At 71.9% G+C, this 20,178-nt stretch carries 19 protein-coding genes, 1 pseudogene and 1 riboswitch; of the genes and pseudogenes, 19 read left to right on the plus strand and 1 reads right to left on the minus strand.

All coding sequences use genetic code 11. The annotated features are described in order from the left end of the window. From ACFOSY_RS11735 to ACFOSY_RS11825, 19 genes and pseudogenes are all read left to right on the plus strand, one after another. Window positions 1–80 (plus strand): annotated as a pseudogene (locus tag ACFOSY_RS11735) (phosphocholine cytidylyltransferase family protein); the annotation flags it as partial. Next, entirely contained in the window at window positions 68–1,129 is a 1,062-nt protein-coding gene (locus ACFOSY_RS11740; protein WP_394306709.1) for an iron-containing alcohol dehydrogenase family protein, read from the plus strand. The pseudogene ACFOSY_RS11735 and the gene ACFOSY_RS11740, both read left to right, overlap by 13 nt. Before the next feature lie 13 nt (window positions 1,130–1,142). Then, a complete protein-coding gene (locus ACFOSY_RS11745; protein WP_039987642.1) occupies window positions 1,143–1,886 on the plus strand; it encodes a CDP-alcohol phosphatidyltransferase family protein in 744 nt (247 codons plus the stop codon). Window positions 1,887–1,894: 8 nt separating this feature from the next. Beyond that, window positions 1,895–2,767 (plus strand): glycosyltransferase family 2 protein, encoded by an 873-nt coding sequence (locus tag ACFOSY_RS11750; RefSeq protein ID WP_394306710.1) that lies wholly within the window; start codon window positions 1,895–1,897, stop codon window positions 2,765–2,767. A gap of 93 nt (window positions 2,768–2,860) precedes the next feature. Beyond that, window positions 2,861–3,796, plus strand: coding sequence for an ABC transporter permease (locus ACFOSY_RS11755; protein WP_394306711.1), 936 nt, complete (start codon window positions 2,861–2,863; stop codon window positions 3,794–3,796). Next, complete coding sequence (locus ACFOSY_RS11760) at window positions 3,789–4,568, plus strand: ABC transporter ATP-binding protein (RefSeq protein WP_394306712.1); 780 nt, start codon at window positions 3,789–3,791, stop codon at window positions 4,566–4,568. The genes ACFOSY_RS11755 and ACFOSY_RS11760 overlap by 8 nt, the downstream gene beginning before the upstream one ends. A gap of 360 nt (window positions 4,569–4,928) precedes the next feature. Beyond that, entirely contained in the window at window positions 4,929–5,840 is a 912-nt protein-coding gene (gene hpnC / locus ACFOSY_RS11765) for a squalene synthase HpnC (RefSeq protein WP_394307346.1), read from the plus strand. Next, window positions 5,837–6,787, plus strand: a complete 951-nt coding sequence (hpnD, locus tag ACFOSY_RS11770; RefSeq protein ID WP_394306713.1) for a presqualene diphosphate synthase HpnD — start codon at window positions 5,837–5,839, stop codon at window positions 6,785–6,787. Before hpnC ends, hpnD begins: the two co-directional genes overlap by 4 nt. Then, window positions 6,787–6,918 carry a DUF6380 family protein gene (locus ACFOSY_RS11775; protein ID WP_394306714.1) on the plus strand — a complete coding sequence of 44 codons (132 nt, stop codon included), beginning with the start codon at window positions 6,787–6,789 and terminating at the stop codon, window positions 6,916–6,918. The genes hpnD and ACFOSY_RS11775 overlap by 1 nt, the downstream gene beginning before the upstream one ends. Continuing rightward, window positions 6,915–8,345 (plus strand): hydroxysqualene dehydroxylase HpnE, encoded by a 1,431-nt coding sequence (hpnE, locus tag ACFOSY_RS11780; RefSeq protein ID WP_394306715.1) that lies wholly within the window; start codon window positions 6,915–6,917, stop codon window positions 8,343–8,345. The genes ACFOSY_RS11775 and hpnE overlap by 4 nt, the downstream gene beginning before the upstream one ends. A 71-nt stretch (window positions 8,346–8,416) precedes the next feature. Continuing rightward, entirely contained in the window at window positions 8,417–9,481 is a 1,065-nt protein-coding gene (locus tag ACFOSY_RS11785; protein WP_394307347.1) for a polyprenyl synthetase family protein, read from the plus strand. Between the two features lie 117 nt (window positions 9,482–9,598). Further along, entirely contained in the window at window positions 9,599–11,638 is a 2,040-nt protein-coding gene (gene shc, locus ACFOSY_RS11790; RefSeq protein ID WP_394306716.1) for a squalene--hopene cyclase, read from the plus strand. Next, window positions 11,638–12,279 (plus strand): 5'-methylthioadenosine/S-adenosylhomocysteine nucleosidase family protein, encoded by a 642-nt coding sequence (locus tag ACFOSY_RS11795; RefSeq protein ID WP_394306717.1) that lies wholly within the window; start codon window positions 11,638–11,640, stop codon window positions 12,277–12,279. The genes shc and ACFOSY_RS11795 overlap by 1 nt, the downstream gene beginning before the upstream one ends. Before the next feature lie 5 nt (window positions 12,280–12,284). Further along, window positions 12,285–13,307 carry an adenosyl-hopene transferase HpnH gene (hpnH, locus tag ACFOSY_RS11800; protein ID WP_189409708.1) on the plus strand — a complete coding sequence of 341 codons (1,023 nt, stop codon included), beginning with the start codon at window positions 12,285–12,287 and terminating at the stop codon, window positions 13,305–13,307. 5 nt (window positions 13,308–13,312) lie between these two features. Further along, entirely contained in the window at window positions 13,313–14,467 is a 1,155-nt protein-coding gene (gene ispG, locus ACFOSY_RS11805) for a flavodoxin-dependent (E)-4-hydroxy-3-methylbut-2-enyl-diphosphate synthase (protein WP_394306718.1), read from the plus strand. A 28-nt stretch (window positions 14,468–14,495) separates the two neighbouring features. Beyond that, window positions 14,496–16,409: a 1-deoxy-D-xylulose-5-phosphate synthase gene (dxs, locus tag ACFOSY_RS11810; protein WP_394306719.1), complete on the plus strand. Its 1,914-nt coding sequence runs from the start codon at window positions 14,496–14,498 to the stop codon at window positions 16,407–16,409. Continuing rightward, window positions 16,406–17,821 carry an aspartate aminotransferase family protein gene (locus ACFOSY_RS11815; protein ID WP_394306720.1) on the plus strand — a complete coding sequence of 472 codons (1,416 nt, stop codon included), beginning with the start codon at window positions 16,406–16,408 and terminating at the stop codon, window positions 17,819–17,821. Before dxs ends, ACFOSY_RS11815 begins: the two co-directional genes overlap by 4 nt. Before the next feature lie 78 nt (window positions 17,822–17,899). Then, window positions 17,900–18,523, plus strand: coding sequence for a helix-turn-helix domain-containing protein (locus tag ACFOSY_RS11820; RefSeq protein WP_394306721.1), 624 nt, complete (start codon window positions 17,900–17,902; stop codon window positions 18,521–18,523). After that, window positions 18,520–18,648 (plus strand): DUF6126 family protein, encoded by a 129-nt coding sequence (locus tag ACFOSY_RS11825; protein WP_006133820.1) that lies wholly within the window; start codon window positions 18,520–18,522, stop codon window positions 18,646–18,648. The genes ACFOSY_RS11820 and ACFOSY_RS11825 overlap by 4 nt, the downstream gene beginning before the upstream one ends. A gap of 45 nt (window positions 18,649–18,693) precedes the next feature. On the opposite strand, the gene ACFOSY_RS11830 is transcribed toward ACFOSY_RS11825, so the two are convergent. Continuing rightward, window positions 18,694–19,491, minus strand: a complete 798-nt coding sequence (locus ACFOSY_RS11830; protein WP_394306722.1) for a tyrosine-protein phosphatase — start codon at window positions 19,489–19,491, stop codon at window positions 18,694–18,696. Window positions 19,492–20,011: 520 nt separating this feature from the next. Continuing rightward, window positions 20,012–20,176, plus strand: a riboswitch (cyclic di-AMP (ydaO/yuaA leader). Window positions 20,177–20,178: the final 2 nt, after the last annotated feature.

Genomic DNA, 20,178 nt, shown 5'->3' on the forward strand with positions numbered 1-20,178 from the left:
CGATCGGCGACGTCCGGTGGGTCGAGATCGACAACCACGACGACCTCGCCCGCGGACGGGAGATCGCGTGCCAGTACTGACCCGGCTCATCCCCTCGCCGGTCGTCGTCGACATCCGCCCCGGCGCCCTCGACGACCTGGCCTGCGTCCTGGCCGACGAGCGCATCTCGCAGTCCGGCCGGCTCGCCATCGCCGTCAGCGGCGGCTCCGGCGCCCGGCTGCGCGACCGCGTCGCGCCCTCGCTGCCCGGCGCCGACTGGTTCGAGGTCGGCGGCGGCACCATCGACGACGCGGTCCGGCTGGCCGGCGCCATCCAGGGCGGCCGCTACGACGCGGTGGTCGGCCTCGGCGGCGGGAAGATCATCGACTGCGCCAAGTTCGCCTCGGCGCGCGTCGGCCTGCCCCTCGTCGCGGTCGCCACCAACCTGGCCCACGACGGCCTGTGCTCGCCGGTCGCCACCCTCGACAACGACGCGGGCCGCGGCTCCTACGGCGTGCCCAACCCGATCGCGGTCGTGATCGACCTCAACGTCATCCGCGAGGCCCCGGTCCGGTACGTCCGCTCCGGCATCGGCGACGTCGTCTCCAACATCTCCGCCGTCGCGGACTGGGAGCTGTCCCACCGCGTCACCGGCGAGAAGGTCGACGGCCTCGCCGCCGCCATGGCCCGGCAGGCCGGCGAGGCCGTGCTCCGGCACCCGGGCGGCGTCGGCGACGACGGCTTCCTCCAGGTGCTGGCCGAGGCCCTGGTCCTCACCGGCATCTCGATGTCCGTCTCCGGCGACTCCCGGCCCTCCTCCGGCGCCTGCCACGAGATCAACCACGCCTTCGACCTGCTCCACCCGCAGCGCGCCGCCGCCCACGGCGAGCAGTGCGGCCTGGGCGCCGCCTTCGCGATGTACCTGCGCGGCGCGCACGAGGAGTCGGCGGCCATGGCCGAGGTGCTGCGCAGGCACGGGCTGCCGGTGCTGCCCGAGGAGATCGGGTTCACCGTCGACGAGTTCGTCCGCGTCGTCGAGTACGCCCCCGAGACCCGCCCCGGCCGCTTCACCATCCTCGAACACCTCGCCCTGACCCCCGAACAGATCAAGGACGTCTACGCCGACTATGTCAAGGCCATCGGTAGCTGAACTCCGTCCGGTCGTGCACCCCGCGGGGGTCAAGGACCGGCGCAGCGGTGAGCACTGGATGGGACGCCTCTACATGCGCGAGGTGTCCCTGCGGGTCGACCGCTACCTGGTGAACACCCGGGTCACCCCCAACCAGCTCACGTATCTGATGACCCTCTGCGGTGTCCTCGCCGCCCCCGCCCTCCTGGTGCCCGGCATCACGGGGGCGGTCCTCGGGGTGGTCGCGGTCCAGCTGTACCTGCTGCTCGACTGCGTCGACGGCGAGATCGCCCGCTGGCGCAAGCAGTACTCCCTCGGCGGCGTCTACATGGACCGCGTCGGCGCCTACCTGACCGACGCCGCCGTGCTGGTCGGCCTCGGCCTGCGCGCCGCCGACCTGTGGGGCACCGGCCGCATCGACTGGCTGTGGGCCTTCCTCGGCACCCTCGCCGCGCTGGGCGCGATACTCATCAAGGCGGAGACCGACCTGGTCGGCGTCGCCCGCCACCAGAACGGCCTGCCGCCGGTGAAGGAGTCCGCCTCCGAGCCGCGCTCCTCCGGCATGGCGCTGGCCCGCCGGGCCGCCGCCGCCCTGAAGTTCCACCGGCTGATCCTGGGCATAGAGGCGTCCCTGCTGATCCTCCTCCTCGCGATCCTGGACAACGCCCGCGGCGACCTGTTCTTCACCCGGCTCGGCACCGCCGTCCTGGCCGGCATCGCGCTGCTCCAGACCCTGCTGCACCTCGTGTCCGTCCTCGTCTCCAGCAGGCTGAAGTGAGCGCGGGCATGAAGGTCGGCGCGGTGATCATCACCATGGGCAACCGCCCCGACGAACTGCGGGCCCTGCTCGACTCGGTCGCCAAGCAGGACGGCGACCCCGTCCAGGTCGTGGTCGTCGGCAACGGCTCGCCCGTGCCGGACGTCCCCGACGGCGTGAAGACCGTCGAGCTGCCCGAGAACCTCGGCATCCCCGGCGGGCGCAACGTCGGCATCGAGGCGTTCGGGCCCGGCGGCCGGGACGTCGACATCCTGCTGTTCCTCGACGACGACGGCCTGCTCGCGCACACCGACACCGCCGAGCTGTGCCGTAAGGCGTTCGCCGAGGACCCCGCGCTCGGCATCATCAGCTTCCGCATCGCCGACCCGGACACCGGCGTCACCCAGCGCCGGCACGTGCCCCGGCTGCGCGCCTCCGACCCGATGCGCTCCTCCCGTGTCACCACCTTCCTCGGCGGCGCCAACGCGGTGCGCACCCGGGTCTTCGCCGAGGTCGGCGGGCTGCCGGACGAGTTCTTCTACGCCCACGAGGAGACCGACCTGGCCTGGCGCGCCCTCGACGCCGGCTGGATGATCGACTACCGGTCCGACATGGTGCTGTACCACCCGACGACCGCCCCCTCACGGCACGCGGTGTACCACCGCATGGTGGCCCGCAACCGCGTCTGGCTCGCCCGGCGCAACCTGCCCGCCCTGCTCGTGCCGGTGTACCTGGGCGTCTGGCTGCTCCTCACCCTCCTGCGCCGTCCCTCGGGCCCCGCGCTCAAGGCGTGGTTCGGGGGCTTCAAGGAGGGCTGGAGCTCGCCCTGCGGCCCCCGCCGTCCCATGAAGTGGCGTACGGTGTGGCGGCTGACCCGGCTGGGCCGGCCCCCGGTGATCTGACAAGCTTCGAGTCCGGGGACCCGGCGTCGCCCGGTCCCCGGCTCCGGCAGGCCCGCGCGGGCCACGCACATCGAGGACGAAAGTTATCCACCCGTGAGTGAGACAACGCACGACGGCACGGTCGCGGTCGGCGCGCCCGCGTCGCCCGACGAGGGCCTCCCGGCGGCCGAGCTGGCCGCCAAGTACGGGCTGTCCGTGAGCGGCGCCCGCCCGTCCCTCGGCGCGTACGTCCGCCAGCTGTGGGGGCGGCGCCACTTCATCCTGGCCTTCTCGCAGGCCAAGCTGACCGCCCAGTACAGCAAGGCGAAGCTGGGCCAGCTGTGGCAGGTGGCGACGCCGCTGCTGAACGCGGCGGTGTACTTCTTCATCTTCGGGCTGCTGCTGGGCGCCCGGCGCGGGATCCCGAGCGATGTGTACGTGCCGTTCCTGGTGACGGGCGTGTTCGTGTTCACCTTCACGCAGAGCTCGGTGCTGGCGGGCGTGCGGGCGATCTCGGGGAATTTGGGGCTGGTGCGGGCGCTGCACTTCCCGCGGGCGTCGCTGCCGGTCTCGTTCGCGCTCCAGCAGCTCCAGCAGCTGCTGTTCTCGATGATCGTGCTGGTCGTGATCATGGTGGCGTTCCGGAGCTATCCGGACCTGTCGTGGCTGCTGGTGCTGCCGGCGCTGACGCTCCAGTTCGTGTTCAACACCGGGCTCGCGCTGATCTTCGCGCGGATGGGCAGCAAGACGCCCGACCTGGCGCAGCTGATGCCGTTCGTGCTGCGGACCTGGATGTACGCGTCCGGCGTGATGTTCTCCATCCCGGCGATGCTGGCGGACAAGAACGTGCCGTCCTGGGTGGCGGACGTCCTCCAGTGGAACCCGGCGGCGATCTACATGGACCTGGTGCGCTTCGCGCTGATCGACGGGTACGGCTCGTCGTACCTGCCGCCGCACGTCTGGGCGTTCGCCCTGGGCTGGGCGGTGCTCGCCGGCGTGGTCGGCTTCGTCTACTTCTGGAAGGCAGAGGAGAGGTACGGCCGTGGCTGACGACACGACGGGCGCACGGGTGCCCACCGTCATCGCGGACGACCTGCACATCGTCTACCGCGTCAACGGCGCCCGGACCGGCAGAGGCAGCGCCACGGCGGCGCTCAGCCGGATCCTCAAGCGCGGCGAGGAGCGGGGCGTGCGCACGGTGCACGCCGTGCGCGGGGTGTCCTTCGTGGCCTACCGCGGCGAGGCCATCGGCCTGATCGGGTCCAACGGCTCCGGCAAGTCGACCCTGCTGCGGGCCATCGCCGGGCTGCTGCCCGCCGAGCGGGGCAAGGTCTACACCGACGGCCAGCCGTCCCTGCTCGGCGTCAACGCGGCCCTGATGAACGATCTCACCGGTGAGCGGAACATCATCCTCGGCGGGCTCGCGATGGGCATGTCCCGCGAGGAGATCAAGGAGCGCTACCAGGAGATCGTCGACTTCTCCGGCATCAACGAGAAGGGCGACTTCATCACCCTGCCGATGCGCACCTACTCCTCCGGCATGGCGGCCCGCCTGCGGTTCTCCATCGCCGCCGCCAAGGACCACGACGTGCTGATGATCGACGAGGCGCTGGCCACCGGCGACCGCTCCTTCCAGAAGCGCTCCGAGGCCCGTATCCGCGAGCTGCGCAAGCACGCCGGCACGGTGTTCCTGGTCAGCCACAACAACAAGTCCATCCGTGACACCTGCGACCGCGTGCTGTGGCTGGAGCGCGGTGAGCTGCGCATGGACGGGCCGACCGACGAGGTGCTCCGCGAGTACGAGAAGTTCACGGGCAAGTAGCCCGCTGAGCCCAGGGCCCCGCCGGAACGGTCCGGCGGGGCCCGGCGTCTGCAAAAGATGTGTCAACTCCTCGTGCACGGCGGAATCTTGACGCCGGGGGATGTGTTGTCGTGGTGCCCGGAAGACCCCCGTCGAGGAACGGCGCGTTGTACGACGTAAGCTGTACCGGTCCCGAAAGGCGGCAATCAGGGCCATAATGCCCGACACCATTCCTCGGCGCCGTCGGGTCGACGCCTGGGCGGCGTGTCCGAAATAGTGTGAATTGGGTCAGCAGTGTAGAACGGGAGATGTGACGGCAATGGCTTCGGAGACTCCCCGGCTGAACTCAGCATGCGCCGTCCTCTTCCCGGGCAGTCCGCGATGACGGCCGCCGGTCCGGCGCGCCCCGCCGACCTCGAACGGGCCACCCTCGACAAGGCCGCCGCCGAGAACTTCCCGGTGGCGCCCTTCTTCCTGCCCAGGGCCTGGCGCGACGACCTCATGGCCGTCTACGGCTTCGCCCGACTGGTCGACGACATCGGCGACGGCGACCTGGCCCCCGGCGGCGCCGACGCCCGCGCCCTCGGAGTCCCCGACGATGAGACGGACGACCGCCTCGCCCTGCTCGACGCCCTGGAAGCCGATCTCCACCGGGTGTTCGACCCGGCGGGACCGAGCCCCCGTCACCCCCTGCTGCGCCGCCTGGAGCCCACGGTCCGCCGCCGCGCGCTGACCCCCGCACCGTTTCTCGGCCTGATCGCCGCCAACCGCCAGGACCAGCTGGTCAAGCGCTACGAGACCTACGACGACCTGCTCGCCTACTGTGAGCTGTCGGCCAACCCGGTCGGCCGCCTCGTGCTCGCCGTCACCGGGACCGCCACCCCTGAGCGCATCCGCCGCTCCGACGCCATCTGTACCGCCCTCCAGATCGTCGAACACCTCCAGGACGTCGCCGAGGACCTCGGCCGCGACCGCATCTATCTGCCCGCCGCGGACATGAAACGCTTCCACGTCCAGGAGGCCGACCTCGCCGCGCCCACCGCCGGCGCCTCGGTGCGCGCACTCGTCGCGTTCCAGGCGCAGCGCGCCCTCGACCTGCTGGACGAGGGCGCGCCCCTGGTGGGCAGCGTCCGGGGCAGGCTCAGACTCCTGCTCGCGGGGTTCGTGGCGGGAGGAAGGGCGGCCGTCCGCGCGATCGCGGCCGCCGACCACGACGTACTTCCCGGCCCGCCCAAGCCCGGCACACCGCAGCTGCTGCGCGAGGCGGGCGTGACTCTGCGAGGAAAGGGGTGATCCGGACCGTGGAGTCGCAACCTTCCGCGTCCGCACCGGTACTCGCCGCCTACAGCTACTGCGAGACCGTCACCGGACAGCAGGCGCGCAACTTCGCCTACGGCATCCGGCTGCTGCCGACGCCCAAGCGGCGCGCCATGTCGGCCCTGTACGCGTTCTCCCGGCGCGTCGACGACATCGGCGACGGTCCGCTCGCCGACGACGTCAAGGTCGCCCGCCTCGACGACACCCGCGCGCTGCTCACCCGGATCCGCGAGGGCGCGGTCGAGGAGGACGACACCGACCCGGTCGCGGTCGCCCTCGCCCACGCCGCCGCGCACTTCCCGATCCCCCTCGGCGGTCTGGACGAACTGATCGACGGCGTCCAGATGGACGTACGCGGCGAGACGTACGAGACCTGGGACGACCTGAAGGTGTACTGCCGCTGTGTCGCGGGCGCCATCGGGCGGCTCTCGCTGGGCGTGTTCGGCACCGAGCCGGGCGCGCGCGGCGTCGAACGCGCCTCCGAGTACGCCGACACGCTGGGCCTGGCGCTCCAACTCACCAACATCCTGCGCGACGTCCGCGAGGACGCGGAGAACGGGCGCACCTACCTGCCCGCCGACGACCTCGCCAAGTTCGGCTGCTCCGCCGGCTTCGCCGGGCCGACACCGCCGGAGGGCGCGGACTTCGCGGGCCTGGTGCACTTCGAGGTGCGCAGGGCCCGTGCCCTGTTCGCCGAGGGCTACCGGCTGCTCCCGCTGCTCGACCGGCGCAGCGGCGCCTGCGTCGCCGCCATGGCCGGCATCTACCGCCGCCTCCTGGACCGCATCGAGCGCGACCCCGGCGCCGTGCTGCGCGGCCGGGTGTCCCTGCCCGGACGCGAGAAGGCGTACGTGGCGGTGCGCGGCCTGTCCGGTCTCGACACCCGGCACGTCGCCCGGCGCACCGTCGGGAGGCGCGCCTGATGGACACCCCGCACCCCAAGTCCCCGGACGAGAAGCGGCGGGCAACCCTCCGCCGCGCCGCCGCGTCCCTCACCGAGACGGCCGGCCGCGCGCTTCTCGCGCGGCCCGGCCGGGCAGGGGAGGGCGCATGAGCCACGGCACACGCGACGAGGGGGCCCCGCGCACGGACGGCCCGGTCCCGCCGGGCCGCCACGCCGTCGTGGTCGGCGGCGGACTGGCCGGCACCACCGCCGCCCTCGCCCTCGCCGACGCCGGGGTGCGCGTCACCCTGCTCGAGGGGCGGCCACGCCTCGGCGGACTCGCCTTCTCCTTCCGGCGCGGCGACCTGACCGTCGACAACGGCCAGCACGTCTACCTGCGCTGCTGCACCGCGTACCGCTGGTTCCTCGACCGCATCGGAGGAGCGGACCTGGCGCCGTTGCAGAACCGGCTCGACGTGCCCGTGGTCGACGCCGGGCGCCCCGAGGGGCGGCGGCTGGGCCGGCTGCGGCGCGACCCGCTGCCGGTGCCCCTGCACCTGGGCCGCAGCCTCGCCACCTACCCCCACCTCTCCCTCGCCGACCGGGCCAGGGTGGGCCGGGCCGCCCTCGCGCTCAAGGGCCTCGACCTTGACGACCCCGCCCTGGACGAGCGGGACTTCGGCAGCTGGCTCGCCGCCCACGGCCAGTCGCCGCGCGCCGTCGAGGCCCTGTGGGACCTGGTCGGGGTCGCCACCCTCAACGCCGTCGCGGGCGACTCCTCGCTGGCGCTCGCCGCGATGGTGTTCAAGACCGGCCTGCTCTCCGACCCCGGCGCCGCCGACATCGGCTGGGCCCGCGTACCGCTCGGCGACCTGCACGACCGGCTCGCCCGTAAGGCCCTCGACGCCGCCGGCGTACGCACCGGGACCCGCACCCGCGTCACGTCCGTCCGGGCCGGCGACGACGGCGGCTGGACGGTCGACGTCCCCGGCGAGACGCTCCACGCCGACGCCGTCGTCCTCGCCGTGCCCCAGCGCGAGGCGTACGACCTGCTGCCGGCGGGCGCGCTCGACGACCCCGAGCGGCTGCTCGGCATCAACACCGCCCCCATCCTCAACGTCCACGTCGTCTACGACCGCACGGTCCTCACCCGGCCCTTCTTCGCCGCCCTCGGCACCCCCGTGCAGTGGGTCTTCGACCGCACCGGCGCCTCCGGGCTGCGCCGCGGCCAGTACCTGGCGCTGTCCCAGTCGGTCGCCCACGACGACATCGACGCGCCCGTCGCCGCCCTGCGCGAGCGGTACCTGCCCGAACTGGAGCGGCTGTTGCCGCGCACCCGCGACGCCGAGGTCCTGGACTTCTTCGTCACCCGGGAGCGCACCGCCACCTTCGCTCCCGCCCCCGGCGTCGGACGCCTCAGGCCCGGCGCCCGCACCAAGGCACCCGGCCTGTACCTGGCCGGAGCGTGGACCGCCACCGGGTGGCCCGCGACCATGGAGAGTGCGGTCCGCAGCGGCGTCGGCGCGGCGGACGCCGCGCTGGGCGCCCTCGGCCGGCCCCGCCCGCGCCACCTCTTCGCCCTCGAGGAGGCGGCCTGATGCTGCAGCAGAGCGGCGCGGCAGGTCCCCGCACCCCCGGTACCGCAACAAGAGGAGAGACTGTGCCCACTGTGCCCCCGGCCTCGCAGGCCGCTCGAAGGACCGCGGTGGACGTGTCCGCGCTCCTGGAGCGCGGCCGGACCCTGGCCACGCCGGTACTGCGGGCGGCCGTCGACCGCCTGGCGCCTCCCATGGACACGGTCGCCGCCTACCACTTCGGCTGGATCGACGCCCAGGGCCGGCCCGCGGACGGCGACGGCGGCAAGGCCGTGCGCCCCGCCCTCGCCGTGCTGTCCGCCGAGGTCACCGGCGCCGCCCCGCAGACCGGCGTACCGGGCGCGGTCGCCGTCGAGCTGGTCCACAACTTCTCGCTGCTGCACGACGACCTGATGGACGGCGACGAGCAGCGCCGGCACCGCGACACCGTCTGGAAGGTGCACGGCCCCGCCCAGGCCATCCTGGTCGGCGACGCCCTGTTCGCCCTGGCCAACGAGGTGCTGCTGGAACTCGGCACCGTCGAGGCCGGCCGCGCCACCCGCCGCCTCACCCGGGCCAGCCGCGCCCTCATCGACGGGCAGGCCCAGGACATCTCCTACGAGCACCGCGACCGGGTCAGCGTCGAGGAGTGCCTGGAGATGGAGGGCAACAAGACCGGCGCCCTGCTCGCCTGCGCCAGCTCCATCGGCGCGGTCCTCGGCGGCGCGGACGAGCGCACCGCCGACGCCCTGGAGCGCTACGGCCACCATCTGGGCCTGGCCTTCCAGGCGGTCGACGACCTGCTCGGCATCTGGGGCGACCCGGAGTCCACCGGCAAGCAGACCTGGAGCGACCTGCGCCAGCGCAAGAAGTCCCTCCCGGTCGTGGCCGCGCTCGCCGCGGACGGCCCCGCCGCCGCCCGGCTCGGCGAGATCCTCGCCGCCGACGCCAAGAGCAGCGACTTCGCGAACTTCTCCGAGGAGGAGTTCGCGGCCCGTGCCGCCCTCATCGAGGAGGCCGGCGGTCGCGACTGGACCGCCGAGGAGGCACGACGTCAGCACACCATCGCCATCGAGGCCCTCGACCTCGTGGACATGCCCGACCGGGTGCGGGAACAGTTCACGGCGCTCGCGGACTTCGTCGTCGTACGGAAGAGATGATCACTATCGGTCGAATAGCCCTCGCGTAGTCGCCGGCCGGTGGGACGGGAGTACCCACCGGCCGACGGCGGACCCACAGCAGACGCACCACTTGCAGGACTGCACGAAGGGGAAGCCATGACAGCGACGACCGACGGAAGCACCGGGGCGGCCTCGCCGTCCCGGCTCACCGCGGCCAGCGAACACGACACCGACATCCCCGAGGCGGCCGGGGTACCCGACATCGCCGCCCGCGCCGTGCGGCGCGCCACCGACTTCCTGTTGTCCCGTCAGAGCGACGAGGGCTGGTGGAAGGGCGACCTCGAGACCAACGTCACGATGGACGCCGAGGACCTCCTGCTGCGTCAGTTCCTCGGCATCCGCGACGAGGACACCACCCGCGCCGCCGCCCTGTTCATCCGCGGGGAGCAGCGCGAGGACGGCACCTGGGCCACCTTCCACGGCGGCCCCGGCGACCTCTCCGCCACCGTCGAGGCGTACGTCGCGCTGCGACTGGCCGGCGACGCCCCCGACGCCCCGCACATGGCGAAGGCGTCGGCCTGGGTCCGTGAGCAGGGCGGCATCGCGGCGTCGCGGGTCTTCACCCGCATCTGGCTGGCCCTGTTCGGCTGGTGGAAGTGGGAGGACCTGCCCGAACTGCCGCCCGAGCTGATCTGGTTCCCCACCTGGGTGCCGCTCAACATCTACGACTTCGGCTGCTGGGCGCGGCAGACCATCGTGCCGCTCACCATCGTCTCCGCCAAGCGGCCGGTGCGGCCCGCCCCGTTCCCGCTGGACGAGCTGCACACCGACCCGGCCGACCCCAACCCCGCCCGGCCGCTCGCCCCGGCCCACACCTGGGACGGCGCCTTCCAGCGGCTGGACAAGGGCCTGCACGCGCTGCGCCGGGCCGTCCCGCGCCGGCTGCGCCGGGCCGCGATGAACACCGCCGCCCGCTGGATCATCGAACGGCAGGAGAACGACGGCTGCTGGGGCGGCATCCAGCCCCCGGCCGTGTACTCCGTCATCGCCCTGCACCTGCTCGGCTACGACCTCAACCACCCGGTGATGCGCGCCGGTCTGGAGTCCCTGGACCGGTTCGCCGTGTGGCGCGAGGACGGCGCCCGGATGATCGAGGCCTGCCAGTCCCCGGTGTGGGACACCTGCCTGGCCACCATCGCGCTGGCCGACGCGGGCGTGCCCGCCGACCACCCCCAACTGGTCAAGGCCGCCGACTGGATGCTCGGCGAGCAGGTGGTGCGGCCCGGCGACTGGTCCGTGCGCCGGCCCCATCTCCCGCCGGGCGGCTGGGCGTTCGAGTTCCACAACGACAACTACCCCGACATCGACGACACCGCCGAGGTGGTCCTCGCGCTGCGCCGGGTCAAGCACCACGACCCGGAGCGGGTGGACAACGCCGTCGGACGCGGGGTGCGCTGGAACCTCGGCATGCAGTCCAGGAACGGCGCCTGGGGCGCCTTCGACGTGGACAACACCAGCCCGTTCCCCAACCGGCTGCCGTTCTGCGACTTCGGCGAGGTCATCGACCCGCCGTCCGCCGACGTCACCGCGCACGTCGTGGAGATGCTGGCCGTCGAGGGCCTCGCCCACGACCCGCGCACCCGGCGCGGCGTGCAGTGGCTGCTCGCCGAACAGGAGCCGGACGGCTCGTGGTTCGGACGCTGGGGCGTCAACTACGTCTACGGCACCGGGTCCGTGGTCCCCGCCCTGACCGCGGCCGGCATCCCCACGTCCCACCCGGCGATCCGGCGGGCCGTCGCCTGGCTGGAGAAGGTGCAGAACGACGACGGCGGCTGGGGCGAGGACCTGCGCTCCTACCGCTACGCCAAGGAGTGGAGCGGGCGGGGCGCCTCCACCGCCTCGCAGACCGCCTGGGCGCTGATGGCGCTGCTCGCGGCGGGGGAGCGGGACTCCGAGGCCGTCGAACGCGGTGTCGTCTGGCTGGCGAACACCCAGCGGGAGGACGGCTCCTGGGACGAGCCGTACTTCACCGGCACCGGCTTCCCCTGGGACTTCTCCATCAACTACCACCTCTACCGTCAGGTGTTCCCGCTCACCGCGCTCGGCCGGTACGTCCACGGCGAGCCGTTCGCCACGAAGCCGGCCGGGGCGGCGGCCGCCTCCGGGCAGGCGCTCGCCGAGGCGAAGGGCAGCTGATGAGAAGCCGGCCCGCCCCCGCCCCGCTGCTGATCGCCTGCGCGCTCGGCATCGAACAGTTCGCGCTGCGCAGGGGCGAGCGCACCACCCCGGGCGGGCCGGTCACCGTGCTGCGCACCGGCATGGGGCCGGCGGCGGCCGAGCGGTCCGTCACCCGGGTGCTCGCCGACCCGGCGCTGCACGGGGCCGCCGTCCTCGCCACCGGCTTCTGCGCGGGCCTCGCCCCCGGCATGCACCCCGGCGACCTGGTCGTCGCCGAGGAGACCCGGGACCCGCGCGGCAGCGTGCCGTGCGTCGGCACCGAACTGCTGGTGAAGGAGCTGGTGCGCACGGTGCCCGGACGCACCGTGCACACCGGTCCCCTCACCGGCTCCGACCACGTCGTCCGCGGCCACGAACGCTCCGACCTGCTCGCGACCGGCGCGATCGCGGTGGACATGGAGTCGGCGGCCACGCTCCTGAGCGCCGTCCGCACGGCCGAGCGCCCGGTTGCGGCCGTCCGGGTGGTCGTGGACGCTCCTGAACACGAACTCGTCCGCATCGGCACGGTCCGCGGTGGAATATCGGCTTTCCGTGTCCTTCGTTCCGTACTTCCGGCTTTCTATGAATGGCACCGTTCCTTGCTGCTCCCCAGGAGGTGAGCCAGATGGCCATGCCGCTGCGTCAGTCCATCAAGGTCGCTACATACTTGGCCGAACAGAAGCTCCGCCGGCGGGACAAGTTCCCGCTCATCGTCGAACTGGAGCCGCTTTTCGCCTGCAACCTCAAGTGCGAGGGGTGCGGCAAGATCCAGCACCCGGCCGGTGTGCTCAAGCAGCGCATGCCCGTCGCGCAGGCCGTCGGCGCCGTCCTGGAGTCCGGGGCGCCGATGGTGTCGATCGCCGGCGGCGAGCCCCTGATGCACCCCCAGATCGACGAGATCGTGCGCCAGCTGGTGGCCCGCCGGAAGTACGTCTTCCTGTGCACCAACGCCATGCTGCTGCGCAAGAAGATGGACAAGTTCACGCCCTCGCCGTACTTCGCGTTCGCCGTGCACATCGACGGGCTGCGCGAGCGGCACGACGAGTCCGTCGCCAAGGAGGGCGTGTTCGACGAGGCCGTGGCGGCCATCAAGGAGGCCAAGCGGCGCGGCTTCCGGGTCACCACCAACTCGACCTTCTTCAACACCGACACCCCGCAGACGATCGTCGAGGTGCTCAACTACCTCAACGACGACCTCAAGGTCGACGAGATGATGATCTCGCCCGCCTACGCCTACGAGAAGGCGCCCGACCAGGAGCACTTCCTGGGCGTGGAGCAGACCCGGGAGCTGTTCAAGAAGGCCTTCGCGGGCGGCAACCGGCGCCGCTGGCGGCTGAACCACTCCCCGCTCTTCCTCGACTTCCTCGAGGGCAAGGTGGACTTCCCGTGCACCGCGTGGGCGATCCCCAACTACTCCCTGTTCGGCTGGCAGCGCCCCTGCTACCTGATGAGCGACGGATACGTGCCGACGTACCGGGAACTCATCGAGGACACCGACTGGGACAAGTACGGTCGCGGCAAGGACCCGCGATGCGCCAACTGCATGGCCCACTGCGGCTACGAGCCCACCGCCGTCCTCGCCACCATGGGCTCCCTCAAGGAGTCGCTGCGCGCCATGCGCGAGACCGTCTCGTCGAACAGGGAGTGACACAGATGACCGCAGTCTCCCTGGGCCTCCCCGAGGTCCCGGCCACGCTCGCCGTGCGCCGGAAGAGCCGGCAGATCCAGGTCGGATCGGTGGCGGTGGGCGGGAACGCCCCGGTGTCGGTGCAGTCGATGACGACCACGCGCACGTCGGACATCGGCGCGACGCTCCAGCAGATCGCGGAGCTGACGGCGTCGGGCTGCCAGATCGTGCGGGTGGCCTGTCCGACGCAGGACGACGCGGACGCGCTGCCGGTGATCGCGAGGAAGTCGCAGATCCCGGTGATCGCGGACATCCACTTCCAGCCGAAGTACGTGTTCGCCGCGATCGAGGCGGGCTGTGCGGCGGTGCGGGTGAACCCGGGCAACATCAAGAAGTTCGACGACCAGGTCAAGGAGATCGCCAAGGCGGCGAAGGACCACGGCACGCCGATCCGGATCGGGGTGAACGCGGGTTCGCTGGACCGGCGGCTGCTGCAGAAGTACGGCAAGGCGACTCCGGAGGCGCTGGCGGAGTCGGCGCTGTGGGAGGCGTCGCTGTTCGAGGAGCACGACTTCCGTGACATCAAGATCTCGGTGAAGCACAACGACCCGGTCGTGATGGTGGAGGCGTACCGGCAGCTGGCCGCGCAGTGTGACTACCCGCTGCACCTGGGTGTGACGGAGGCGGGTCCGGCGTTCCAGGGCACGATCAAGTCGGCCGTGGCGTTCGGTGCGCTGTTGTCGCAGGGGATCGGTGACACCATCCGGGTCTCGCTCTCCGCGCCGCCGGTGGAGGAGATCAAGGTCGGTATCCAGATCCTGGAGTCGCTGAACCTGCGCCGGCGGGGTCTGGAGATCGTGTCGTGCCCGTCGTGCGGGCGGGCGCAGGTGGATGTGTACAAGCTGGCGGAGGAGGTCACCGCGGGTCTGACCGGCATGGAGGTGCCGCTGCGGGTCGCGGTGATGGGCTGTGTGGTGAACGGTCCGGGTGAGGCGCGTGAGGCGGACCTGGGTGTGGCCTCGGGCAACGGCAAGGGGCAGATTTTCGTGAAGGGCGAGGTCATCAAGACCGTGCCGGAGTCGAAGATCGTGGAGACGCTGATCGAGGAGGCGATGAAGATCGCCGAGCAGATGGAGAAGGACGGTATCGCGTCGGGGGAGCCGGCCGTCACCGTGAGCTGAGCAGCACGGAACCGAAGGGGGCCCGAGCGTGACGATTCTGGAGAGCATTCGGCAACCACGTGACCTGAAGGCGCTGACCGAGGCGGAACTCGGCGAACTGTCCGACGAGATCAGGGAGTTCCTGGTGCACGCGGTCGCCAGGACCGGGGGCCACCTCGGACCCAACCTCGGGGTGGTGGAACTGACCGTCGCCCTGCACCGGGTCTTCGAGTCGCCGGTCGACCGCATCCTGTGGGACACCGGCCACCAGAGCTATGTGCACAAGCTGCTGACCGGTCGTCAGGACTTCTCCAAGCTGCGCGGCAAGGGCGGCCTCTCCGGCTACCCGTCGCGCGAGGAGTCCGAGCACGACGTCATCGAGAACAGCCATGCCTCCACCGCGCTCGGCTGGGCCGACGGGCTCGCCAAGGCCCGCCGGGTGCGCGGCGAGAAGGGGCACGTGGTCGCCGTCGTCGGCGACGGCGCGCTCACCGGCGGCATGGCGTGGGAGGCGCTGAACAACATCGCCGCCGCCAAGGACCGCCCGCTCATCGTCGTCGTCAACGACAACGAACGCTCCTACGCCCCCACCATCGGCGGCCTCGCCAACCACCTCGCCGCCCTGCGCACCACGGACGGCTACGAACGCGTCCTCGCCTGGGGCAAGCACGTCCTCCAGCGCACCCCTCTGGTCGGCCCGCCCGTCTACGAGGCGCTGCACGGCGCGAAGAAGGGCTTCAAGGACGCCTTCGCCCCCCAGGGCCTCTTCGAGGACCTGGGCCTGAAGTACGTCGGTCCGATCGACGGCCACGACATCCGGGCCGTGGAGTCCGCGCTGCGCCGCGCCAAACGCTTCCACGGCCCCGTCCTCGTGCACTGCATCACCGAGAAGGGCCGCGGCTACGAACCCGCCCTCGCCCACGAGGAGGACCACTTCCACACGGTCGGCGTGATGGACCCGCTCACCTGCGCGCCCCTCGTCCCCTCCGGCGGGCCGTCCTGGACGTCCGTCTTCGGCGAGGAGATCGTCAGGATCGGCGAGGAACGCGAGGACGTGGTGGCGATCACGGCCGCCATGCTGCACCCGGTCGGCCTCGCACCGTTCGCCGAGCGCTTCCCGGACCGGGTCTGGGACGTCGGCATCGCCGAACAGCACGCCGCCGTGTCCGCCGCGGGCCTCGCCACCGGCGGACTCCACCCGGTCGTCGCCGTCTACGCCACCTTCCTCAACCGCGCCTTCGACCAGCTCCTGATGGACGTGGCCCTGCACCGCTGCGGCGTCACCTTCGTGCTGGACCGGGCCGGCGTCACCGGCACCGACGGGCCCTCCCACAACGGCATGTGGGACATGTCGGTGCTCCAGGTCGTCCCCGGCCTGCGCATCGCCGCGCCCCGCGACGCCGACCAGCTGCGCGCCCAGCTCCGCGAGGCGGTCGCGGTGGACGACGCGCCGACCCTGCTGCGCTTCCCGAAGGAGTCCGTCGGCCCGGCGATCTTGGCGGTGGACCGGATCGGCGGCATGGACGTGCTGCACCGGGCCGACGACCCGGAGGTGCTGCTGGTGGCGGTCGGGGTGATGGCGCCGGTCTGCCTCCAGGCCGCGGACCTGCTCCAGGCGCGCGGGATCCGCTGCACCGTGGTCGACCCCCGCTGGGTCAAGCCCGTCGACCCCGCCCTCCCGCCGCTGGCCGCACGCCACCGGCTGGTGGCCGTCGTGGAGGACAACAGCCGTGCCGCCGGGGTCGGTTCGGCGGTCGCGCTGGCGCTGGGCGACGCCGAGGTCGACGTGCCGGTACGGCGGTTCGGCATTCCGGAGCAGTTCCTCGCGCACGCCAAGCGCGGCGAGGTGCTCGCCGACATCGGTCTCACGCCCGTCGACGTCGCCGGGCGGATCAGTACGAGCCTCGCCGCCGGGGAGAGCCTCGCGAAACAGTCACCGGACGCACAGGAGCACCAGGCATGACCACCGCGGAGTCCGCGTCGGAGTCGTCACAGGCCGGGAAGTTCGACCTCGGCGCGCTGCTGGCCGAGCGCGGGGCCGAGCGTTACGAGCTGCACAACCGGTACCTCAACCCGCAGCTCCCGCGCATGCTGCACACCATCGGCTTCGACAAGGTCTACGAGCGCGCCGAGGGCGCCCACTTCTGGGACGACGAGGGCAACGACCACCTCGACATGCTCGCCGGGTTCGGGGTGATGGGCCTCGGCCGCCATCACCCCGTGGTCCGCAAGGCGCTGCACGACGTCCTGGACCTGTCCCTGGCCGACCTCACCCGCTTCGACTGCCAGCCGCTGCCCGGCCTGCTCGCCGAGCGGCTCCTCGCCCACAGTCCGCACCTGGACCGGGTGTTCTTCGGCAACAGCGGCACGGAGGCCGTGGAGGGCGCCCTGAAGTTCGCCCGCTACGTCACCGGCCGGCCCAGGGTGCTGTACTGCGACCACGCCTTCCACGGGCTGACCACCGGCGCCCTGTCGGTCAACGGCGAGTCCGGCTTCCGGGACGGGTTCGCCCCGCTGCTGCCGGACACGGCCGTGCCGCTCGGGGACCTCGACGCGCTGGAGCGGGAGCTCCGCAAGGGCGACGTGGCCGCGCTGATCGTGGAGCCGATCCAGGGCAAGGGCGTGCACGAGGCCCCGCCCGGCTATCTGCGCGCCGCGCAGGAGCTGCTGCACCGGCACAAGGCGCTGCTGATCGCCGACGAGGTGCAGACGGGCCTCGGCCGCACCGGCGACTTCTACGCCTACCAGCACGAGGAGGGCGTGGAGCCGGACCTGGTGTGCGTGGCCAAGGCGCTGTCCGGCGGCTATGTGCCGGTGGGCGCCACGCTCGGCAAGGACTGGATCTTCAAGAAGGTCTTCTCCTCGATGGACCGGGTGCTGGTGCACTCCGCCAGCTTCGGCTCCAACGCGCAGGCCATGGCGGCGGGCCTCGCCGTGCTGTCGGTCATGGAGGACGAGCAGATCGTGGCGCACGTGCGCACGGTCGGGGACCTGCTGCGGACCCGGCTGGCCGCCCTGACCGACCGCTACGAGCTGCTCGCCGACGTCCGCGGCCGGGGTCTGATGATCGGCATCGAGTTCGGCCGGCCCCGCTCGCTGAAACTGCGTTCACGCTGGACCATGCTCCAGGCCGCCCGCAAGGGGCTGTTCGCGCAGATGGTGGTGGTCCCGCTGCTTCAACGGCACCGCATTCTCACCCAGGTCTCCGGGGACCATCTGGAGGTGATCAAGCTGATTCCCCCGCTGGTCATCGACGAGGGGGACGTGGACCGGTTCGTGGACGCCTTCACCGCGGTGATGGACGACGCCCACGAGGGCGGACTCATCTGGGACTTCGGCAGGACCCTGGTGAAACAGGCGGTCGCCAACCGCTGACCGCGCGGAAGCCGCCGCGACCTTGCCCCTGAGGCAAGAAAATTGCCCCAGGGGCAAGGTCGGGTGCTCAATGGAGGCATGAGCTCCTCCGAGACCGAGCCGCGGGACGAGCCTGTCGGGGCGCTTCCCGCGGTCGCCCCCCAGCTGCGCGCGCTGCGCCGGCGGGCCTCCCTGACGCTGGAGGCCGCCGCCCGGCAGGCGGGCCTGTCGCCCGCCCATCTCTCCCGGCTGGAGACCGGACAGCGCCAGCCCTCGCTGCCGATGCTGCTCTCCCTCGCCCGGATCTACGGTACGACCGTCTCCGAGCTGCTCGGGGAGTCGGCCGCAGACCGGGACGCCGTGGTCCGCGCCGACGACATGGAACCCACGGCGGCCGGCGGCTGGACGTACTGGCAGGCCGGAGCCGCCGGACGCGGCATGCAGGCGCTGCGGGTCCAGGTGCCGCACGGCTCCCAGGGCGACATCGTGCGGGTCCACCCCGGCGAGGAGTGGCTGTACGTGCTCAAGGGACGGCTGCGGCTGCGCCTCGGCGACACCCTGCACCGGCTGTCCCCGGGCGACAGCGCCCACTTCGACTCGCTCACCCCGCACCGCATCGCCGCGCAGGACGCCGACGGGGTCGAGCTGCTGTTCGTCCACACCCTGCTGCAGAGTCCCACGGCCGCCCTGTGCCTGGGCCCGACCCCTGGAGAGACCCCGTGAGCGGCAAGGACATGGAGGAGAAGTTTCCCCGGGCCCTGTGGGTCCGGCTGTTCGTCTACATCGTGGTCGGGCACCTGTTCGCGGCCTTCATCTACTTCCTCTTCGAGATCGCGCCGAAGAAGTAGCGCGGGCCGAGCGAGCAGGACACGCGGGGGCGGCGGAGGCGGTCGTCAGTCGAGCAGGCGCTCGCGCAGCCGCTCCCGGTGGGCCGGCGTGAGACCGAGCCCCTGCTCCAGGTAGGCGTCCACGCCGCCCCAGGTCTCCTCGACCGTCGCGAAGGCGGCCGCCAGATACTCCTCGCGCGCGTCGAAGAGCGGGCTGAGCAGCTCCATGACCTCGGGGGAGTAGGCGTCCGCGGAGGTGCCGCTGCGGCGCACCTTGTAGCGGCGGTGCTTGGCGTTGGACTTCAGGTAGTCCTCGACGATCGCGTCGCGCTCCACGCCCAGGGAGAGCAGGGTCACCGCCACCGAGAGGCCCGCGCGGTCCTTGCCGGCCGCGCAGTGCATCAGCGCGGGGACGCTGTCCTCGGCGAGCGCGCGCAGCACCTGAGCGTGCTCGGCGGTGCGCTCCTTGATGATCATGCGGTACGAGGTGATCATCCGGTCGGCGCCCTGGCCGTCGGCCAGGATCGCGCGCAGCTGGTCCAGGTCGCCGTCGCGCACCATCTTCCAGAACTCCGCGCCGTCGGCCGGGTCGCTCAGCGGCAGGTTGACGTTGCGCACGCCCGGCAGCGCGACGTCCGGCCCTTCCAGCTTCTGGTCGGCCGCGTTGCGGAAGTCGAACACGGTGTGCAGGCCGAGCGAGGCGAGGAAGGCGGCGTCCTCGGCGGTGGCGTGGGCGAGGTGACCACTGCGGAACAGCACCCCGTGCCGCACCCGCCGTCCGTCCACCGTGGGCAGCCCGCCCACGTCGCGGAAGTTGCGCACACCGGTCAGCCGGGGCTCGGTCGACGGGATCTCCTGCGTCACGGACGGCTCCTCCCACTCCGCGCCGTCGCCGCGGCTCGTCGACGGGCACCACTCGACGATACGACATACCTGCCTGGGGCAATGAGCTGCCGGCCGCCCTCACGGTGTTGGATTGTGTCGCTTTTTGTTCGCTCGCGGGAAGCGGGCCACGGGTCGCTGTCGCCAAGATCAAGATGTCGCGATTGTGGTGGCCGGCCCGTCCGACATCATCTTGATTGATGCGTTCTGTCCGATTGGGGCGTTTGAGGTTAACGTGCCCCTGTAGAAGGGGAATTGAGGATGGGTCGCGTGAGCATCGTCATACCGGTGACCGTGCGCTGTCGCCATGCTCACGTAATCCCCTTCCGTGACAAGGGAATTCGCCCGCCGCTCGTTTTCCAGATCGACGCACGGTGACGTCTTTTCCGCCTTTCGATCACGGAAAAAGCGGGTTCGCGGGAACACGCGCTTGTTTCGCCGCGTCGGGGTCGCTTACGTTCCCAACCGATCCGGACGGACGCCTAATCCTGCCGCCGCCCGGAGCCCGCACACACTGACCCGACGTACGGCAGGAGCGGGGGACCCACAGGTACAACTGCCTGTTCCGGACCCCGGAAACAGGCTTGGGGTTAAGCCGCGCAGCGACGCGGCCGGACATCTCCAGTCCGCACCCGACAGCTCACCTCGTAGGCGCCGGAGAGGAATTCG

Source organism: Streptomyces lusitanus (genome assembly GCF_042647945.1).
GTDB lineage: Bacteria > Actinomycetota > Actinomycetes > Streptomycetales > Streptomycetaceae > Streptomyces > Streptomyces pseudogriseolus.